This window comes from Pantoea sp. B623 (assembly GCF_024814475.1).
GTDB classification, from domain to species: Bacteria; Pseudomonadota; Gammaproteobacteria; order Enterobacterales; family Enterobacteriaceae; genus Pantoea; species Pantoea ananatis.
Genome location: NZ_JANUXM010000004.1, coordinates 3,772,067 through 3,787,228, shown reverse-complemented (window position 1 = coordinate 3,787,228; position 15,162 = coordinate 3,772,067). Strand labels below are relative to the sequence as shown.

At 52.9% G+C, this 15,162-nt stretch carries 13 protein-coding genes, 6 tRNA genes and 2 other RNA genes; 13 read left to right on the top strand and 8 right to left on the bottom strand.

Annotation, left to right across the window (positions count from 1 at the left end; all coding sequences use genetic code 11):
- Positions 1 to 5: 5 nt before the first annotated feature.
- Positions 6 to 1,247 carry an Nramp family divalent metal transporter gene (locus NXS97_RS19675; RefSeq protein ID WP_013026627.1) on the bottom strand — a complete coding sequence of 414 codons (1,242 nt, stop codon included), beginning with the start codon at positions 1,245 to 1,247 and terminating at the stop codon, positions 6 to 8.
- A 361-nt stretch (positions 1,248 to 1,608) separates the two neighbouring features.
- On the opposite strand from NXS97_RS19675, the gene NXS97_RS19670 reads away from it, so the two are divergent.
- Both NXS97_RS19670 and NXS97_RS19665 read left to right on the top strand, forming a co-directional pair.
- Positions 1,609 to 2,799: a NupC/NupG family nucleoside CNT transporter gene (locus tag NXS97_RS19670; protein ID WP_014594244.1), complete on the top strand. Its 1,191-nt coding sequence runs from the start codon at positions 1,609 to 1,611 to the stop codon at positions 2,797 to 2,799.
- 225 nt (positions 2,800 to 3,024) lie between these two features.
- Positions 3,025 to 3,798: a nucleotidyltransferase domain-containing protein gene (locus NXS97_RS19665; RefSeq protein ID WP_112900114.1), complete on the top strand. Its 774-nt coding sequence runs from the start codon at positions 3,025 to 3,027 to the stop codon at positions 3,796 to 3,798.
- A gap of 143 nt (positions 3,799 to 3,941) precedes the next feature.
- Here NXS97_RS19665 and NXS97_RS19660 read toward each other — a convergent pair.
- Both NXS97_RS19660 and NXS97_RS19655 read right to left on the bottom strand, forming a co-directional pair.
- Positions 3,942 to 4,017: transfer RNA gene (locus tag NXS97_RS19660), tRNA-Ala, on the bottom strand.
- Positions 4,018 to 4,063: 46 nt separating this feature from the next.
- A tRNA-Ala gene (locus NXS97_RS19655) sits at positions 4,064 to 4,139 on the bottom strand.
- A 360-nt stretch (positions 4,140 to 4,499) separates the two neighbouring features.
- Here NXS97_RS19655 and NXS97_RS19650 point away from each other — a divergent pair.
- Positions 4,500 to 5,288, top strand: coding sequence for a formate/nitrite transporter family protein (locus tag NXS97_RS19650; protein WP_105077648.1), 789 nt, complete (start codon positions 4,500 to 4,502; stop codon positions 5,286 to 5,288).
- Between the two features lie 112 nt (positions 5,289 to 5,400).
- Positions 5,401 to 5,754: a YfeC-like transcriptional regulator gene (locus NXS97_RS19645; RefSeq protein WP_024471562.1), complete on the top strand. Its 354-nt coding sequence runs from the start codon at positions 5,401 to 5,403 to the stop codon at positions 5,752 to 5,754.
- Between the two features lie 125 nt (positions 5,755 to 5,879).
- On the opposite strand, the gene gltX is transcribed toward NXS97_RS19645, so the two are convergent.
- A complete protein-coding gene (gene gltX, locus NXS97_RS19640) occupies positions 5,880 to 7,298 on the bottom strand; it encodes a glutamate--tRNA ligase (protein ID WP_029569055.1) in 1,419 nt (472 codons plus the stop codon).
- Positions 7,299 to 7,568: 270 nt separating this feature from the next.
- On the opposite strand from gltX, the gene NXS97_RS19635 reads away from it, so the two are divergent.
- The 7 genes from NXS97_RS19635 to NXS97_RS19605 all read left to right on the top strand — a co-directional run bounded on the left by NXS97_RS19635 (position 7,569) and on the right by NXS97_RS19605 (position 8,778).
- A tRNA-Val gene (locus NXS97_RS19635) sits at positions 7,569 to 7,644 on the top strand.
- A 47-nt stretch (positions 7,645 to 7,691) separates the two neighbouring features.
- A tRNA-Val gene (locus NXS97_RS19630) sits at positions 7,692 to 7,767 on the top strand.
- 47 nt (positions 7,768 to 7,814) lie between these two features.
- Positions 7,815 to 7,890 (top strand) — tRNA-Val (locus tag NXS97_RS19625).
- A gap of 4 nt (positions 7,891 to 7,894) precedes the next feature.
- Positions 7,895 to 7,970 (top strand) — tRNA-Lys (locus NXS97_RS19620).
- Positions 7,971 to 8,001: 31 nt separating this feature from the next.
- Positions 8,002 to 8,133, top strand: a non-coding RNA gene (locus NXS97_RS19615) — RtT sRNA.
- Positions 8,134 to 8,176: 43 nt separating this feature from the next.
- A non-coding RNA gene (locus tag NXS97_RS19610) (RtT sRNA) lies at positions 8,177 to 8,308 on the top strand.
- Between the two features lie 119 nt (positions 8,309 to 8,427).
- On the top strand, positions 8,428 to 8,778 hold the full coding sequence (locus NXS97_RS19605) for a FlxA-like family protein (protein WP_013026633.1): 351 nt from the start codon (positions 8,428 to 8,430) through the stop codon (positions 8,776 to 8,778).
- Here the strand turns inward: NXS97_RS19605 and NXS97_RS19600 are convergent.
- Positions 8,775 to 9,695: a LysR family transcriptional regulator gene (locus NXS97_RS19600; protein ID WP_015699782.1), complete on the bottom strand. Its 921-nt coding sequence runs from the start codon at positions 9,693 to 9,695 to the stop codon at positions 8,775 to 8,777. The genes NXS97_RS19605 and NXS97_RS19600 overlap by 4 nt on opposite strands.
- Before the next feature lie 95 nt (positions 9,696 to 9,790).
- On the opposite strand from NXS97_RS19600, the gene NXS97_RS19595 reads away from it, so the two are divergent.
- Entirely contained in the window at positions 9,791 to 10,798 is a 1,008-nt protein-coding gene (locus NXS97_RS19595; protein ID WP_013026635.1) for a bile acid:sodium symporter family protein, read from the top strand.
- Between the two features lie 55 nt (positions 10,799 to 10,853).
- Here NXS97_RS19595 and NXS97_RS19590 read toward each other — a convergent pair whose 3' ends face one another.
- The 3 genes from NXS97_RS19590 to zipA all read right to left on the bottom strand — a co-directional run bounded on the left by NXS97_RS19590 (position 10,854) and on the right by zipA (position 14,158).
- Positions 10,854 to 11,072, bottom strand: coding sequence for a DUF3820 family protein (locus tag NXS97_RS19590; protein ID WP_013026636.1), 219 nt, complete (start codon positions 11,070 to 11,072; stop codon positions 10,854 to 10,856).
- 1 nt (position 11,073) lies between these two features.
- Positions 11,074 to 13,092, bottom strand: coding sequence for an NAD-dependent DNA ligase LigA (gene ligA, locus NXS97_RS19585; protein ID WP_014594249.1), 2,019 nt, complete (start codon positions 13,090 to 13,092; stop codon positions 11,074 to 11,076).
- A 67-nt stretch (positions 13,093 to 13,159) separates the two neighbouring features.
- A complete protein-coding gene (gene zipA / locus NXS97_RS19580) occupies positions 13,160 to 14,158 on the bottom strand; it encodes a cell division protein ZipA (RefSeq protein ID WP_014594250.1) in 999 nt (332 codons plus the stop codon).
- Positions 14,159 to 14,376: 218 nt separating this feature from the next.
- Between zipA and cysZ the strand changes: the two genes are divergently transcribed.
- A complete protein-coding gene (gene cysZ / locus NXS97_RS19575) occupies positions 14,377 to 15,138 on the top strand; it encodes a sulfate transporter CysZ (RefSeq protein WP_013026639.1) in 762 nt (253 codons plus the stop codon).
- Positions 15,139 to 15,162: the final 24 nt, after the last annotated feature.

Below are 15,162 nucleotides of genomic sequence, written 5' to 3'. Positions count from 1 at the left end.
CGGCATTACATTCCCATCATCTGGCCGATCAGCAGATAGGCGTTAAGACTCACCACCAGCACCACGATGACGCGGCCGGTGTTTTGCATCAGCCGTGAATTGACCAATGCCTCGCCCATCAGCTCACGGTTGCCGGTGAAGGCCAGCAGCGGAATGAGAGCCAGCGCGATACCAAAGCTCAGCAACACCTGACTCATGACTAACACGCGCGTAGGATCCCAGCCGGCCCAGATCACAATAAACGAAGGCACCATGGTTACTGCGCGTCGCACCCACAGCGGAATATAGAATTTTATAAATCCCTGCATGACCACCTGTCCGGCCAGGGTGCCCACCACGGTAGAAGACAGCCCCGCCGCGACCAGGCTTAAGCCAAACACCGTGGCGGCAGCGTGGCCCAGTAACGGCTGCAACGTGGTGTAAGCCTGATCGAGCTCGGCAATCCCGCTGTGGCCGCTAAAATGGAAGGCGGCAGCGGCCGTGGCCATCATCGCCAGATTGACAAATCCCGCAATGGTCATGGCAATGGCGACATCAAGCTTGGTGGATGAATAGCGCCGGGCCTGACTGTCACTGCTTTTTCCCTGGGTCAATGCAGAATGCAGATAAATCACGTGCGGCATAATGGTGGCGCCCAGCACACCCGCGGCCAGAAAGACCGCATCCGCGTTGGGCAGAGACGGCAGCGCCATACCTGTCACCAGTTCACTGACCTTGGGCTGGGAGAAAAACAGCTCCACTATGTACGCTGCCGCCACAAACAGCAGCAGGCCACCAATCACCAGCTCCAGCGGCTTCTGCCCACGGTTTTGCAGCATCAAAATAAGCACGGTGGCCACGCCGGTAAGCACAGCGCCCTGCATCAGGGACACACCCAGCAGCAGTTTAAAGCCCAGAGCGGCACCGATAAATTCTGCGAGATCGGTCGCCATCGCGATGATCTCCGCCTGTACCCAATAGAACCACACCGCCGGACGGGGAAAACGATCGCGGATGTGTTCCGCGAGGTTTTTGCCCGTCGCAATGCCCAATTTGGCTGACATCAACTGGATAAGCATCGCCATGATATTGGCCCATACCACGACCCAAAGGAGCTGGTAACCGTAAGCAGCACCCGCCTGGATATTGGTCGCAAAGTTGCCCGGATCGATATAGCCGATAGCGGCGATAAACGCGGGCCCCAACAGGGCGAGTTTCACTTTTCTTGCTCCGCGAGCGGCGCGCTCGGCGGCACGGCTTTCAAACATATTGGCTACCCTGTCGTTGGTTTACCTGTGCAGCTTAAAGCGACACAGGTGCAAGTGAAATGCGGTTTTAGTAATCAGTGTAATAGATAGTGCTATAAAGTATAGCCATTGCTATAAATTGGAGGTGCAGAATGCCTCAAGGTCAGGCGCAATTCCCCTACTCTACGTGTTGTTTAAATTACAGACAATAGGTTTAAGTGAATATGATGTGAACAATTTGGTTACAGGGCGTGATCGGTGAGAGTATTCTGAGAAAATTGGCGATATTGAATACTTATATTGTGGTGGAGATCTCGTTTTTCGGTAAGCCGTTACATAGAATACGCAGCAAAATACAATCCTCCTCAAATTTGGAGCAATCATGTCCCATATTTTGCAGTTTCTTTTAGCACTAGTGGTCGTTGGCGTGCTGGCCCTGCTGGTCAGCCACGACAGAAAAAGTATTCGGGTTCGCTACATCGTACAGCTTCTGGTTATTGAGATCGTTCTGGCATGGTTCTTCCTGAACTCGGAAGCCGGTCTGGGATTCGTCAAAGGATTTGCCGGTTTCTTCGATCATCTTCTGAAATATGCCGCTCAGGGTACCAACTTCGTGTTCGGTAACATGAATGATAAAGGCCTGGCGTTCTTCTTCCTGAACGTATTGTGCCCCATCGTGTTCATCTCAGCCCTGATTGGTATTCTTCAGCACTTCCGCATCCTGCCATGGGTCATCCGTGGAATTGGTACCGTGCTGTCTAAGATCAACGGCATGGGCAAACTGGAATCTTTCAACGCCGTAAGCTCTCTGATTTTGGGACAGTCTGAGAACTTTATCGCGTACAAAGATATTCTGGGCAAAATGTCTCAACGCCGTATGTACACCATGGCGGCCACTGCGATGTCGACGGTTTCCATGTCTATCGTGGGCGCTTACATGACCATGCTGCAACCTAAGTATGTTGTCGCTGCGCTGGTGCTGAATATGTTCAGTACCTTTATCGTGCTGTCGCTCATCAACCCTTACCGCGTTGACAGCGAAGAAGATCTGCAACTGCAGGATCTGCATCAGGGTCAGAGCTTCTTTGAAATGCTGGGCGAGTACATTCTTGCCGGTTTCCGCGTCGCCATCATCGTTGCAGCCATGCTGATCGGTTTTATCGCACTGATTTCGGGCCTGAACGCGCTGTTTGACTTCATCTTCGGCGTGACCTTCCAGGGCGTGCTGGGTTATGTCTTCTACCCCTTTGCGTGGGTGATGGGCGTGCCATCAGGCGAAGCCCTGCAGGTCGGCAGCATCATGGCAACCAAACTGGTTTCCAACGAGTTTGTAGCCATGATGGATCTGCAGAAAATTGCCGGTCAGCTGTCACCGAACGCGGAAGGCATCCTGTCAGTATTCTTAGTCTCATTCGCCAACTTCTCGTCTATCGGCATCGTCGCTGGCGCCATCAAGGGACTGAACGAAGAGCAAGGTAACGTGGTTTCACGCTTCGGTCTGAAACTGCTGTACGGCTCAACGCTGGTCAGCGTGCTGTCTGCGGCGATTGCAGGCCTGGTACTGGCATTCTGAGTTCGCGTTCTGCCCACATTAAGGCGAGTCAAACGACTCGCCTTTTTTGTCACCCTCCCATCCATAACCCCTTGTCCGCCGGAACCTGAGTGCCGGGCAAGAAAGTTGACCCCATCTGTCGCCCTGATAAATACTGCCCTTGTCTGCTAAGCGGAAGATCTCGCGGTTTACCACGCACCTCCGCATCGTTCAGTTATCGACTGTGTTTGCCATACAGGAGCCATTATGAGTCTGGATCCACAGGGTTTTATTGTTACCCTGCCCTTTGCAGACGTTCAGCCCGCGTTTCAGGCTGTCATTGACGATGCCCTGGCCCACCTGAGCGCTAACTATCGGGATAGCCTGCACAGCGTTTATCTTTACGGCAGCGTAGCGTCGGGAAACGCCGTTGAGGGAGAATCTGATTTGGACCTGTGCCTGATATTCCGCCATTCACCTGATCGGGCGCAGCAAAACAGCCTGGCCGCTTTGAAAAAGGCGCTGGCCGTAAAGCATCCGGTAGTGAGTAAAGTCGATTTTGATATCGGCACGCTCGATGAGGCCCGCGCGCCGGAGAACAGCCTTTCCTGGGGATTCTGGCTGAAGCACCATTGCCGTTGTCTCTATGGCCAGGATCTCTCTGCGCTTTTTGGGCTTTACAGGCCATCCCGCGCGCTGGCTTGGGCGATAAACCGCGATGTCACAGAGGTGCTGAGCGAGTATGCAACGCGTCTGTCCCGCGCCAGCCAGCCCTGGCAGCAGCGGCCACTTCAGCGCGCGGCTGCCAAAAAGCTGATTCGCGCCACCAATATGTTACGTAAAGATAGCGACACGGACTGGCCGCGCAGCCTTGAGGAGCACGTTGAGCGGTTCGTTGCGCGTTATCCGGCGCGTTATCCGGCGCGTGAAGCGGCAATAGCCTTCTTTTTCGCAGAAAGTCAGGCACCACGGGCGACGGCTGAGGCGTTTATTCTACAGCTTAATGACTTCCGTCGATGGCTGACGCAACAATTAGGCTGAATTCAGGCACAACGCCAGGTGATAAACGCCTGCTGTGTTGCAGAAAGATAACGTCAAAGAGGATAAATCGCACAGGCACGCTATATACGCTTGTGTGTGGATTGACGAAGAGAAATATCAGAAAGGCTGAGAAACCAGAGATTTGGTGGAGATAAGCGGGATCGAACCGCTGACCTCTTGCATGCCATGCAAGCGCTCTCCCAGCTGAGCTATACCCCCACATCTGGAAATCATTTTTTCAGTGCCAAACTTTTGGGAAGAAGTTTGGTGGAGCTAAGCGGGATCGAACCGCTGACCTCTTGCATGCCATGCAAGCGCTCTCCCAGCTGAGCTATAGCCCCGAACCGAAAAAACCGTCGTGTTAAGCGACGGACGGCATAATATGCAACCCCCCATGGAGTGTCAACGGCAAAATCACATTCTGTGTTTGATCGCTGAAAAAGACGGCAAACTCAGCGTGATGACGTGCGTTTGTTTCTCTCCTGCCCTTGTTAACATCGTGAAAGGAGCCTGGTTGAAGAGTAACTTTTTATCGGCAGTTAAGTTAATTCACGGTTAAATATGTTATGGGAATTATCTTGTCTTCCCGGTAATGTCGTGTAAAACTTAGCCCGCTATCTAATACGGCTGCATGGTTTTCTCCAGCGCACCGTTCTTCAACCAGGCGTTTTCGCTCCAATACTAAAATCAATAGAGAATATATGTCGCTGCATACACCCAAAGAGATCGCCCAACTGGCGATTCAGGCTGGCGTGGCAAAAAGCCATGCTTCCATTAGCTCCTTAATCATTCTTGGCTTCATGGCAGGTGCCTTTATTGCTACAGGTTTCTTGCTGGATGTTCATGTCATTAACTCTCTCCCTGCTGACTGGGGCTCATTTGGCGGCTTCTTAGGGGCTGCGGTGTTCCCGGTGGGATTGATCCTGACCATTCTGGCCGGTGGCGAACTGTTAACCGGTAATATGATGACGTTGCCTGTTGCCTGGTTTGCACGCCGTATTAGTGGCTACAGCGTATTACGCAACTGGTTCTGGGTAACGATTGCCAACTTCCTTGGCAGCATCGCTATCGCCTGGTTCTTTGGCCACATGCTGGCCATGACCGAGGGTGATTACCTGAAAAAGACGCTGGCGATTGCGAATGCCAAAGTCCATGCCGATTTCCTGCATGCGTTCATTTCTGGCATCGGTTGTAACTGGCTGGTATGTCTTGCCGTGTGGCTGGCCTTCGCCAGTAAAGATGTGGTCGGCAAAATTTTCGCGATGTGGTTCCCGGTCATGGCGTTTGTGGCCATTGGTTTCCAGCACGTTGTGGCGAATATGTTCATTATTCCTGCTGCGATCTTTGCCGGACAGATGAGCTGGGCTGAATATTTGCCTAACTTCGTGGCGGTATTCTTAGGTAATGCCGTCGGCGGTGCCGTTTTCGTTGGTCTGGCTTACTTCCTCGCTTTCCGCCCCGCACCCGAGCAGCCAAGCACTGCGCAATAAACAATCCCCTGCCTTTTGTTGAGAGACAAAAGGCAATTTCGTTTCCTGTTACTTTCACGCGTTACGATTTGCTGTAATATGTATGGCTAATGTATTGAACAGGGACAGCATCGTGAAAAAGGAATGGCTAACTCCGGAAGAACTGGCAATCGAAACGGGCTACAGTCGGCAGACGGTGAACAAATGGATCAAACGCGAGAACTGGACGACCACGCCAAAACCCGGCGTTCAGGGCGGAAAAGCCAGACTGATTCATATTGATGAACGCGTGAAAAGTTTCATTCAGTCGACGCGCAACCTTAATGAACCCACGGCAAATTATACTCCCCCACCGAATTCATTACCTGCGTTATTGATAAGTTCTGTCCAGCAAATGAGTCAGAACGAGCAAGATCAGCTCACGGCGTTGATTTTGCGGGAAGGGATAAAAGGTGTGCTTGACCGACTGGGCATTCACGAACAATAAAAAAACCGGAAGCGCGATGCTTCCGGTTTTTTTTCGTCTCAGACAATCACGTCCCGCGGCCTGGCCTTCATCGGTTAATGCCAGAAAGCGCTCGGCCGCAAGCCGCCTCTCGTGGAAGAGAACGGTTACTGGCTCTGTGCTTCACGCTCAGCAATAAAGGCCAGTGCTTTTTCAATACGCTCAACGCTGCGGCTACGGCCAATGGCTTCCACCGTCACATCCAGTCCGGGAGACTGACCGGCGCCGGTGACGGCGACGCGCAGCGGCATGCCGACTTTGCCCATGCCCACACCCAGCTCATCCGCGCTCTGCTGAATAGCCTGATGCACCGTTTCTGCATTCCAGTCAGTCAATGCGACCAGCTTGTCGCGAACCACTTCCAGCGGCTGACGCGCGACTGGACGTAAATGCTTTTTCGCGGCATCGGCATCGAATTCTGAAAAATCCTGATAGAAATAGTGACACGATGCGGCCATCTCTTTCAGCGTCTTGCAGCGCTCGCCCAGCAAGGTCACCAGCTTTGCCAGTTCCGGGCCAGTGCGGGTATCAATGTTCTGCTGTTCAATATGCCACTGCAGATGGGTTGCCACGTACTCAGGCGGCAGCGCATTAATATAGTGGTGATTTAGCCACTGCAGTTTTTCGGTATTAAAGGCGCTGGCCGATTTACTGACCGCGTCCAGGCTAAACAGCGCCGTCATCTCTTTGACAGAGAAAATTTCCTGATCGCCATGTGACCAGCCCAGACGTACCAGATAGTTAAGCAACGCCTCTGGCAGATAGCCGTCATCACGGTATTGCATCACGCCTACTGCACCATGACGTTTAGACAGTTTCTTACCGTCGTCACCCAGAATCATCGAAACGTGGGCATAAACCGGTACCTGTGCGCCTATCGCCTTCAGGATATTGATCTGACGCGGGGTGTTGTTGATGTGGTCTTCACCGCGCACAACGTGGGTGATGCCCATATCCCAGTCATCGACCACGACGCAGAAGTTGTAAGTCGGTGAGCCATCGGTACGGCGGATAATCAGATCGTCCAGCTCCTGGTTACTGAACTCAATCGGACCGCGAATCTGATCGTCAAAAATAACAGAGCCTTCCTGTGGATTACGGAAGCGCACTACATGCGGCTCATCAGCGGCATGATGCTCATGGCTGTCACGGCAGCGGCCGTCATAGCGGGGTTTTTCGCCGTTGGCCATCTGCGTTTCACGCAACGCTTCAAGACGTTCTTTCGAGCAGTAACATTTATAGGCAGTACCCGCTTCCTGCATTTCATCAATGACGGCGTTGTAGCGGTCGAAGCGTTTGGTCTGGTAATAAGGGCCTTCATCCCAGTCCAGGCTCAGCCAGTTCATCCCATCCATAATAGCTTCGATGGCTTCCGGTGTAGAACGCTCAAGATCGGTATCTTCAATGCGCAGTACAAACTCGCCCTGATGATGACGGGCAAAGAGCCATGAGTAGAGTGCGGTACGAGCGCCACCTACGTGTAAGAAGCCGGTAGGGCTTGGCGCGAAGCGAGTTTTGATTTTCATTCAGTATTGCCTTAAATGCGCAGGTTCGTTGTCTGGATGACAAAAAACGGGTTAGACGCGAAAACAGTGCGCATATTCTAGCATCTGATGATGAATCCTCAATGCATGCAAGACAGCAGAGCGGCAGCAAAGCCTGTATTTCTGCTAAGAAAACCAGCACATTGGATAAAATCCCTACGGGATGTTTAAAATTAAACCGAACGCACAATTATGTTTTAAAAAGCGTTGACTCAAAATCAACTATCCCTATAATGCGACTCCACACAGCGGGGGTGATTAGCTCAGTTGGTAGAGCATCTCCCTTACAAGGAGGGGGTCGGCGGTTCGAACCCGTCATCACCCACCACTCTTAAGAAGGTTTAAGGTGGCCCGCAGTGACAAGAGATAAGATATGGGTGATTAGCTCAGTTGGTAGAGCATCTCCCTTACAAGGAGGGGGTCGGCGGTTCGAACCCGTCATCACCCACCACTCTTAAGAAGGTTTAAGGTGGCCCGCAGTGACAAGAGATAAGATATGGGTGATTAGCTCAGTTGGTAGAGCATCTCCCTTACAAGGAGGGGGTCGGCGGTTCGAACCCGTCATCACCCACCACTTCGGGTCGTTAGCTCAGTTGGTAGAGCAGTTGACTTTTAATCAATTGGTCGCAGGTTCGAATCCTGCACGACCCACCAATGTTGAAAGGCGCCCTAAAGGCGCCTTTTTGCTGTGCGTAAAACGTGCGGGATGAGAACCTGCCGCAGGTTCGACTGAATCGCAAAGCGGTTCAGGCTGATGCGTCAGCATCACCCGCAGGGCGAGGCCCACCGGGCCGAGGCAATCCTGCACGACCCACCAAATTTAGAAAAAAGCGCCTTCAGGCGCTTTTTTCGTTTCTGTGCGCCAGTGTCTATAGTGCAGGATGAGAACCTGCTGCAGGTTCGACTGAATCGCAAAGCGATTCAGTCTGATGCGCCAGCATCACCCGCAGGGCGAGGCCCACCAGGCCGAGGCAATCCTGCACGAGCCACCAAATTTATCCGCCCTGACGCCAGACTGTAAGAATCTTTTCGTAAAATTAACATTTTGGGGCATTAAGCTTTTGCGGCAAGCGTCCGATAACCTAAAACGTCTATTTGCAAGGAGATCATAATGACAACGATATTAACCAGCACGCCGAGTATCGGAAGCAGCAGTTCATCAGACACAACCAACTCAAGTGATACCGCATCACAAATCGCCAGCCTGAATAAGCAGATTTCTCGTCTCAACGACCAACTGAAAAGTTTGGGTGACGATAAGACGATGACCACAGAGCAGAAAAAGAAGCAGCAAGATACGATTAAGGCACAAATCCAGGTTTTAGAAGCGCAAATCCAGCAGTTACAACGCAAAGAGCAACAGAAAGCTGAAGCAAAGCAGGCGCAAAAAGAAGGTAATACTGCATCTGCAGATGGCGTTAACCGCCCGACGCAGACCAATCAACTCGATGTCTATATCTAAAACGCCGGTCTTGACTCGCGTTGTTGCGTCAGCAATCTTGCCTGCTGACGCACCTCCTGCCAGATCGCTTCGGCCGCTGGCGTTAATGAGCGATTTTTACGCTTAATTAAAGTCAGGGTGCGATTGATCTCCGGATAAAGACGGCGCACCGTCAGCGCCCGTCCTGCCGGAAGCGGTAACGCTAGCGCCGGTAAAATGCTAATCCCAATGCCGGCATCGACCATAGGAAACAGCGTTGCGGGATGGCCGATCTCCTGAACGACATTAACGTTGATATTTTGCTGGCGTAAAGCCGCATCAATTAATACCCGGCTGCCTGAAGCGTAATCCTGCAGCACCATCGTCCTGCCGTCCAACATAGACCACTGCGCCTGTGCTACCTCGCCAAGCGGATCGTCCTCACGACACAACAGCAAAAAAGGTTCATCCAGAATAGCGCAGCCGTCAAAATCGGTGTCGTTAAGCGGTCCGATGACGATGCCAAAATCCACTTCAGCATTGCGGACGCTTTCTAACACCCACTGCTGTACGCGGTCGTGCAAAATGATTTTTATGTCCGGATAGCTATGCTGGCTGGCAGCAAGGCACTGCGGCATCAGGTGCGCAGAGATGGTCTGACTGGCCGCGATTCGCACCGTGCCACTGCGCTGTTCACCGTAGCTGCGAATATCAAGCAGCGTCGTGTTTATCTCTTCGAGCAGCCTTTCCATGCGGGAGGCCAGCTGTTGGCCCGCCTCGGTCAGCACGACTTCGCGCGTCGTCCTGTCCAGCAGGCGAACGCCAATTTCATTTTCCAGCTCTTTTATGCTGTGGCTTACGGCCGACTGGCTCAGACCAATAGCCTGCCCTGCCTGACTAAAACCGCCGTAATGCGCTACAGCAACAAAGGTGCGTAGCTGACGCAAAGAGTAATTCATCGATTTCTCACATAGATTAATCTAATAAATCAATTTTATTTCTAAACCCACATCGCGCACAATCACCTCAGCCTAAATTTAACCGGATTTTAACGATGGGATTTTTACGTATAGACCCAATGATGATAAAGCTTATCATCACCGTATTATTGGCCTCTTTTATTCCTGCCAGAGGTCATTTTGTTGACTTTTTTCAGTACCTGACCACCGCCGCGATTGCGCTGCTTTTCTTTATGCATGGCGCCAAATTGTCGCGGGAAAAAATCATTGCCGGTAGCAGCCACTGGCGGCTCCATCTCTGGATTATGTGCAGTACCTTTGTGCTGTTCCCGGCTATCGGTATGTTAATTGTCTGGTGGCATCCGGTAAAAGTTGGTGCCGAGATTTATACCGGCTTCCTCTATCTGTGTATTTTACCGGCCACGGTACAGTCAGCTATCGCCTTTACCTCAATGGCGGGCGGAAACGTTGCTGCCGCGGTCTGTAGCGCCTCGGCATCTTCCCTGCTGGGCGTATTTATCTCTCCCCTGCTGGTGAATCTGGTTATGGACGTTAACAACAGCGGACCGGGTGATGGCCTTGAGCAGGTGGGTAAAATCATGCTGCAGCTGTTGGTGCCTTTTGTTTTAGGCCATCTGTCACGTCGCTGGATCAGCGGCTGGGTGGAAAGAAACCGGAGTCTGATTGGTATTACGGATCAAACCTCTATTCTGTTGGTGGTCTATTCCGCCTTCAGTGAAGCGGTGGTAAACGGCATCTGGAAACGGGTTGGCGTTGATACGCTGCTGTGGATTCTGGCGGGATGTCTACTGCTGCTGACTATCGTTCTGTTGATTAACTACTTTGCCTCTCGCCTGTTTGGCTTCAGCCGTCAGGATGAGATCGTTGTCCTGTTCTGTGGTTCCAAAAAGAGTCTGGCAAACGGTGTGCCGATGGCGAACATTCTGTTCCCCGCCAGCGCCGTGGGCATTATCGTCTTGCCACTGATGATCTTTCATCAGGTGCAGCTGATGGTGTGTTCGTTTATTGCCGGGCGTTATAAGAAAACCAATGCATTGCAGGCTAAAAAAGATAAAGCCGCCGTGGTGGAATCGCAGAAATAACCGAAACGCGTAGAAAATCGCTGCCTCGTTTGCTCAATATAACGAGGCAGCGTAATTACTCACCGCGCTTCAGGGGCTTCACCAGGCCTTCCAGCCCCTCAATTTTAATCGTCAACGTCAGTTGCATCAGCTCACCTAAACGTCCTGAAGGAAAGTCGCCACTGCGGGCGAACCACAGCAGGTAAGGTTCAGGCAAATCAATCAGCACCCGGCCTTTGTATTTGCCAAACGGCATGACCGTGTTAGCTATTTCAACCAGATACTGTTTGTCCATGTCAGGCTCCCAGCAGACGAATCATTTCAGCTTCATCGATCACTTCGATGCCCAGTTCCTGCGCCTTCGCCAGTTTTGAACCGGCCGCTTCGCCCGCGATAAGCAGATCGGTTTTCTTCGATACGCTTCCACTGACTTTCGCGCCGAGTTCGGTAAGGCGCGCTTTCGCGTCGTCACGGTTCATCTGTGACAGCGAGCCGGTGAGCACCACGGTTTTGCCTGCAAACGGACTGTCAATCTCTTCCGCTTTAACCACCATCACCTGGGGCCAGTTGATACCAATGTCTTCGACCAGCTGGCGAATCACGTCGCGATTGCTCTCTTCTTCCATAAAGTGACGTACGTGCTTCGCCACCACGGTGCCCACATCCTGCACTGCGATCAGCGCGTCCAGATCGGCATCCATTACCTTTTGCAGCTCGCCAAAGTGGTTAGCCAGGTTAGCCGCGGTCGCTTCGCCAACCTCGCGAATACCGAGCGCATACAGGAAACGCGCCAGCGTAGTGGATTTGGCTTTTTCCAGGGCGTCGACCACATTCTGCGCCGATTTCGCCCCCATCCGATCCAGGCCGGTTAAGGTTTCACGGGTTAATCGAAACAGGTCTGCCGGCGTCTTGACGTACTCTTTCTCTACCAGTTGATCGATAATCTTATCGCCCATCCCCTCGACGTCCATGGCGCGGCGCGAGACAAAATGTTTCAGCGCTTCTTTACGTTGAGCACCACAGATCAACCCGCCGGTACAGCGTGTGACAGCTTCGCCTTCGACGCGTTCAACATCGGATCCGCATACCGGACAGTGGGAAGGGAACAGGATTTCACGCGCGTCTTCAGGGCGTTCGCTGACAACGACATTCACCACCTGAGGAATCACGTCACCAGCACGGCGAATCACAACTTTATCGCCAATACGCAAACCAAGACGTTCTATCTCATCGGCGTTATGCAAGGTCGCATTGCTGACCATTACGCCAGCGACCTGCACCGGCTCCAGGCGCGCCACAGGCGTAATCGCGCCAGTGCGGCCCACCTGGAATTCAACGTCGCGCACGACGGTCATCTGCTCCTGAGCGGCAAACTTAAAGGCTACCGCCCAACGCGGCGCACGGGCGACAAAGCCCAGCTTCTCCTGCAGATCCTGAGAATCGACTTTGATCACGACGCCGTCGATGTCAAACCCCAGTTCTGCACGCTGCGCGTCAACCTCGTGGTAAAAGGCCAGCGCTTCATCCACGTTATGAACCAGACGAATACGATCGCTGACCGGCAAGCCCCACGCTTTAAACTGTTGCAGACGCGCCATATGGCTGCGCGGCATCTCGCCACCTTCCAGCAGGCCAATGCCATAACAGAAAAACGTGAGTGGTCGTTTTGCCGTAATACGGGGATCGAGCTGGCGCAGTGAACCCGCCGCGGCGTTGCGCGGATTGGCAAAGACTTTACCTTCGGTGCGGCGCGCTTCCGCATTCAGCTTTTCAAAGCCGTTTTGCGTCATAAACACCTCGCCCCGCACTTCGACGCGGGCAGGAATGTTCTCGCCTTTGAGCCGCAGTGGGATCGCGCGGATTGTCCGCACGTTGCTTGTAATATTCTCGCCAGTCGTACCGTCACCGCGGGTTGCCGCACGGGTTAACAGTCCGTCTTCATACAACAGGCTCACGGCCAGGCCATCCAGTTTGAGTTCACAGCAGTAGACCAGATCGTCACTGCTTTTTAGCCGATCCTGCACGCGCTTGTTAAATGCTCTGAAGCTGGCTTCGTCAAAGGCATTATCCAGTGACAGCATGGGCACTTCATGCCGGACCTGCTCAAACACCATTAAGGGAGCCGCCCCGACGCGCTGCGTAGGTGAGTCAGGCGTAATCAGGTCAGGATGCTGTTCTTCAAGCTCGCGTAGCTCGCGCATCAGGCGATCATATTCCGCATCCGGTACTTCCGGTGCGTCCATAACGTGATAAAGGTATTCATGATGGCGCAGCGTCGTGCGCAGTTCGGTGATGTGTTCCTGGACGGATTTCATATAACCCCATCAGATAAAAAACCCCCGACAGGCGGGGGTTTATCATAACAAATTGAAAAAGTGTGGATTAGTCCCGGGATTCAACCACATCGCGGATACGCGCTTTGTAGGTTTCCAGTTTTTGTGGCGTCATCATACGGCGCTCGTCATCGAGAACCACACCGCCCACATCGTCCGCAATACGCTGTGCGGACTGTAGCATCAGCTTAAAGTTTTGATTCGCATCGCCATACGACGGCACCATCATAAAAATAGACACGCCGGGCGTGGTGAAATCAGTCATTTCATCCGGATTGAACGAGCCAGGTTTCACCATATTGGCCAGGCTAAACAGCACAGGGCCGCTGCCCGCCGGGCTGAGGTGACGATGGAAAATATTCATTTCACCAAACTGAAAACCGGCCTGCAAAATCCCCTGTAACAGGGCTTCACCATTTAGCTGACCACCGGAATGGGCGGCGACATGCAGAACCAGCACCGCTTCTTTCGGCTTGCTGCTGGTTGCAGGGCGCGCTTCAGGTTGCTTAGGCGGCGGCGGGCTGACGACCTCAGGCGCGGGTTCAGGCTCAGCCTGATAAACGGGATTGGGCTGAACGCTATCCAGCGGGTCAGAATCCAGCAGAGGATCTGCCTGTACCGGTGGCGCAACAAAGGTTGGCTGAGGCGCGGGCTGTTGGCGTGCAGGCGCTGGCCGCGGCTGTGCGGATTCAGGCTTAGGTGCTGGCGCAAACAGGGGATCGCTTTCCGGCGCTGATGTGGCAGGCTGACGTGCACGCTGTGGCGTTACAGGCGCGTGCTGCTCGTCTGGCTGCGTATCGCGAATATCATCGAAGTGAGGTTCCTGATGGTCGCGGGCATGGCGCACACGCACTTCACCCACGCCGTCATCAACGTCGTCGGTAAGCGTCTCATCATCATGTTCATCACGTTGTTTCAAACGTTTGTGCGGGCGATCGCGGAACACTGAAGAGCGCTCTTTACGGCTGGTCCACAGTCCGTGAATAAGAAGCGCTATAATGGCGATCGCGCCAACAACGATTAATATCAGACGCAAATCCTGCATCATTGTATTCTCTGTTGTTCCAATACCTTGCCACCGCGGCAAACTTTATTCTCTAACTGTATTTGCCCTGCCAGATAAGTGCAAGTCTGTGCAGTATTTTCTCACAAATAAGATAGACCACCCACGCTTTTTCGCTGTTTTTTTACCCAAACGGCACCTGGAGAGGTGAAAAAGCCAGGTTATAGTAGACGCGCCTTACCATCTTCAGGAGAACGGGCTTTATGGTTGTCAACAATTCGGTTTCCGCTTTTAACGGTTTGCATTACTTCAGCGAGGGCTGGAAGCTGGTCAGATTGCCCGGTATTCGACGCTTTGTGATTATCCCTTTACTGGTCAACATCCTTCTGCTGGGCGGGGCTTTCGTGTGGCTTTTTTACCAGCTTGATAGCTGGATCCCGCAGTTAATGTCCCACGTTCCCGACTGGCTGCAGTGGCTGAGCTATTTGCTGTGGCCGCTGTCGGTGATTTCCGTGGTACTGGTGTTCAGTTATTTCTTTTCCACCCTTGCCAACCTGATTGCCGCCCCCTTTTGTGGGCTACTGGCCGAACAACTGGAAGCCCGCCTGACCGGGAAACCGCTACCTGACAGCGGCTGGGTAGGCCTGCTCAAAGATGTTCCCCGCATTATGAAACGCGAATTGCAGAAGCTGGGCTACTACCTGCCACGCGCGCTGGGCTTACTGCTGCTCTACTTTATTCCGGGCTTTGGGCAGACCGTCGCGCCCGTTTTATGGTTTATGTTCAGCGCGTGGATGTTATCGATTCAGTACTGTGACTATCCTTTCGATAACCACAAGGTGGGTTTTCAGCAGATGCGCCAGGCGCTGCGTCAACACAAGACGGCAAACATGCAGTTTGGTGCACTGGTCAGCCTGTTTACGATGATTCCGGTCGTTAATCTGGCCATTATGCCGGTAGCTGTTTGTGGCGCAACGGCAATGTGGGTCGATCGTTATCGTGCGAAGCTTGCTCGTGGCACCTGAGCTAAATCATCAACTATCTTTATG

Coding starts and splice junctions, on each gene's coding strand:
- NXS97_RS19675 (WP_013026627.1), bottom strand. CDS start 1,247: ATGTTTGAAAGCCGTGCCGCCGAGCGCGCCGCTCGCGGAGCAAGAAAA.
- NXS97_RS19670 (WP_014594244.1), top strand. CDS start 1,609: ATGTCCCATATTTTGCAGTTTCTTTTAGCACTAGTGGTCGTTGGCGTG.
- NXS97_RS19665 (WP_112900114.1), top strand. CDS start 3,025: ATGAGTCTGGATCCACAGGGTTTTATTGTTACCCTGCCCTTTGCAGAC.
- NXS97_RS19650 (WP_105077648.1), top strand. CDS start 4,500: ATGTCGCTGCATACACCCAAAGAGATCGCCCAACTGGCGATTCAGGCT.
- gltX (WP_029569055.1), bottom strand. CDS start 7,298: ATGAAAATCAAAACTCGCTTCGCGCCAAGCCCTACCGGCTTCTTACAC.
- NXS97_RS19605 (WP_013026633.1), top strand. CDS start 8,428: ATGACAACGATATTAACCAGCACGCCGAGTATCGGAAGCAGCAGTTCA.
- NXS97_RS19600 (WP_015699782.1), bottom strand. CDS start 9,695: ATGAATTACTCTTTGCGTCAGCTACGCACCTTTGTTGCTGTAGCGCAT.
- NXS97_RS19595 (WP_013026635.1), top strand. CDS start 9,791: ATGGGATTTTTACGTATAGACCCAATGATGATAAAGCTTATCATCACC.
- NXS97_RS19590 (WP_013026636.1), bottom strand. CDS start 11,072: ATGGACAAACAGTATCTGGTTGAAATAGCTAACACGGTCATGCCGTTT.
- ligA (WP_014594249.1), bottom strand. CDS start 13,092: ATGAAATCCGTCCAGGAACACATCACCGAACTGCGCACGACGCTGCGC.
- zipA (WP_014594250.1), bottom strand. CDS start 14,158: ATGATGCAGGATTTGCGTCTGATATTAATCGTTGTTGGCGCGATCGCC.
- cysZ (WP_013026639.1), top strand. CDS start 14,377: ATGGTTGTCAACAATTCGGTTTCCGCTTTTAACGGTTTGCATTACTTC.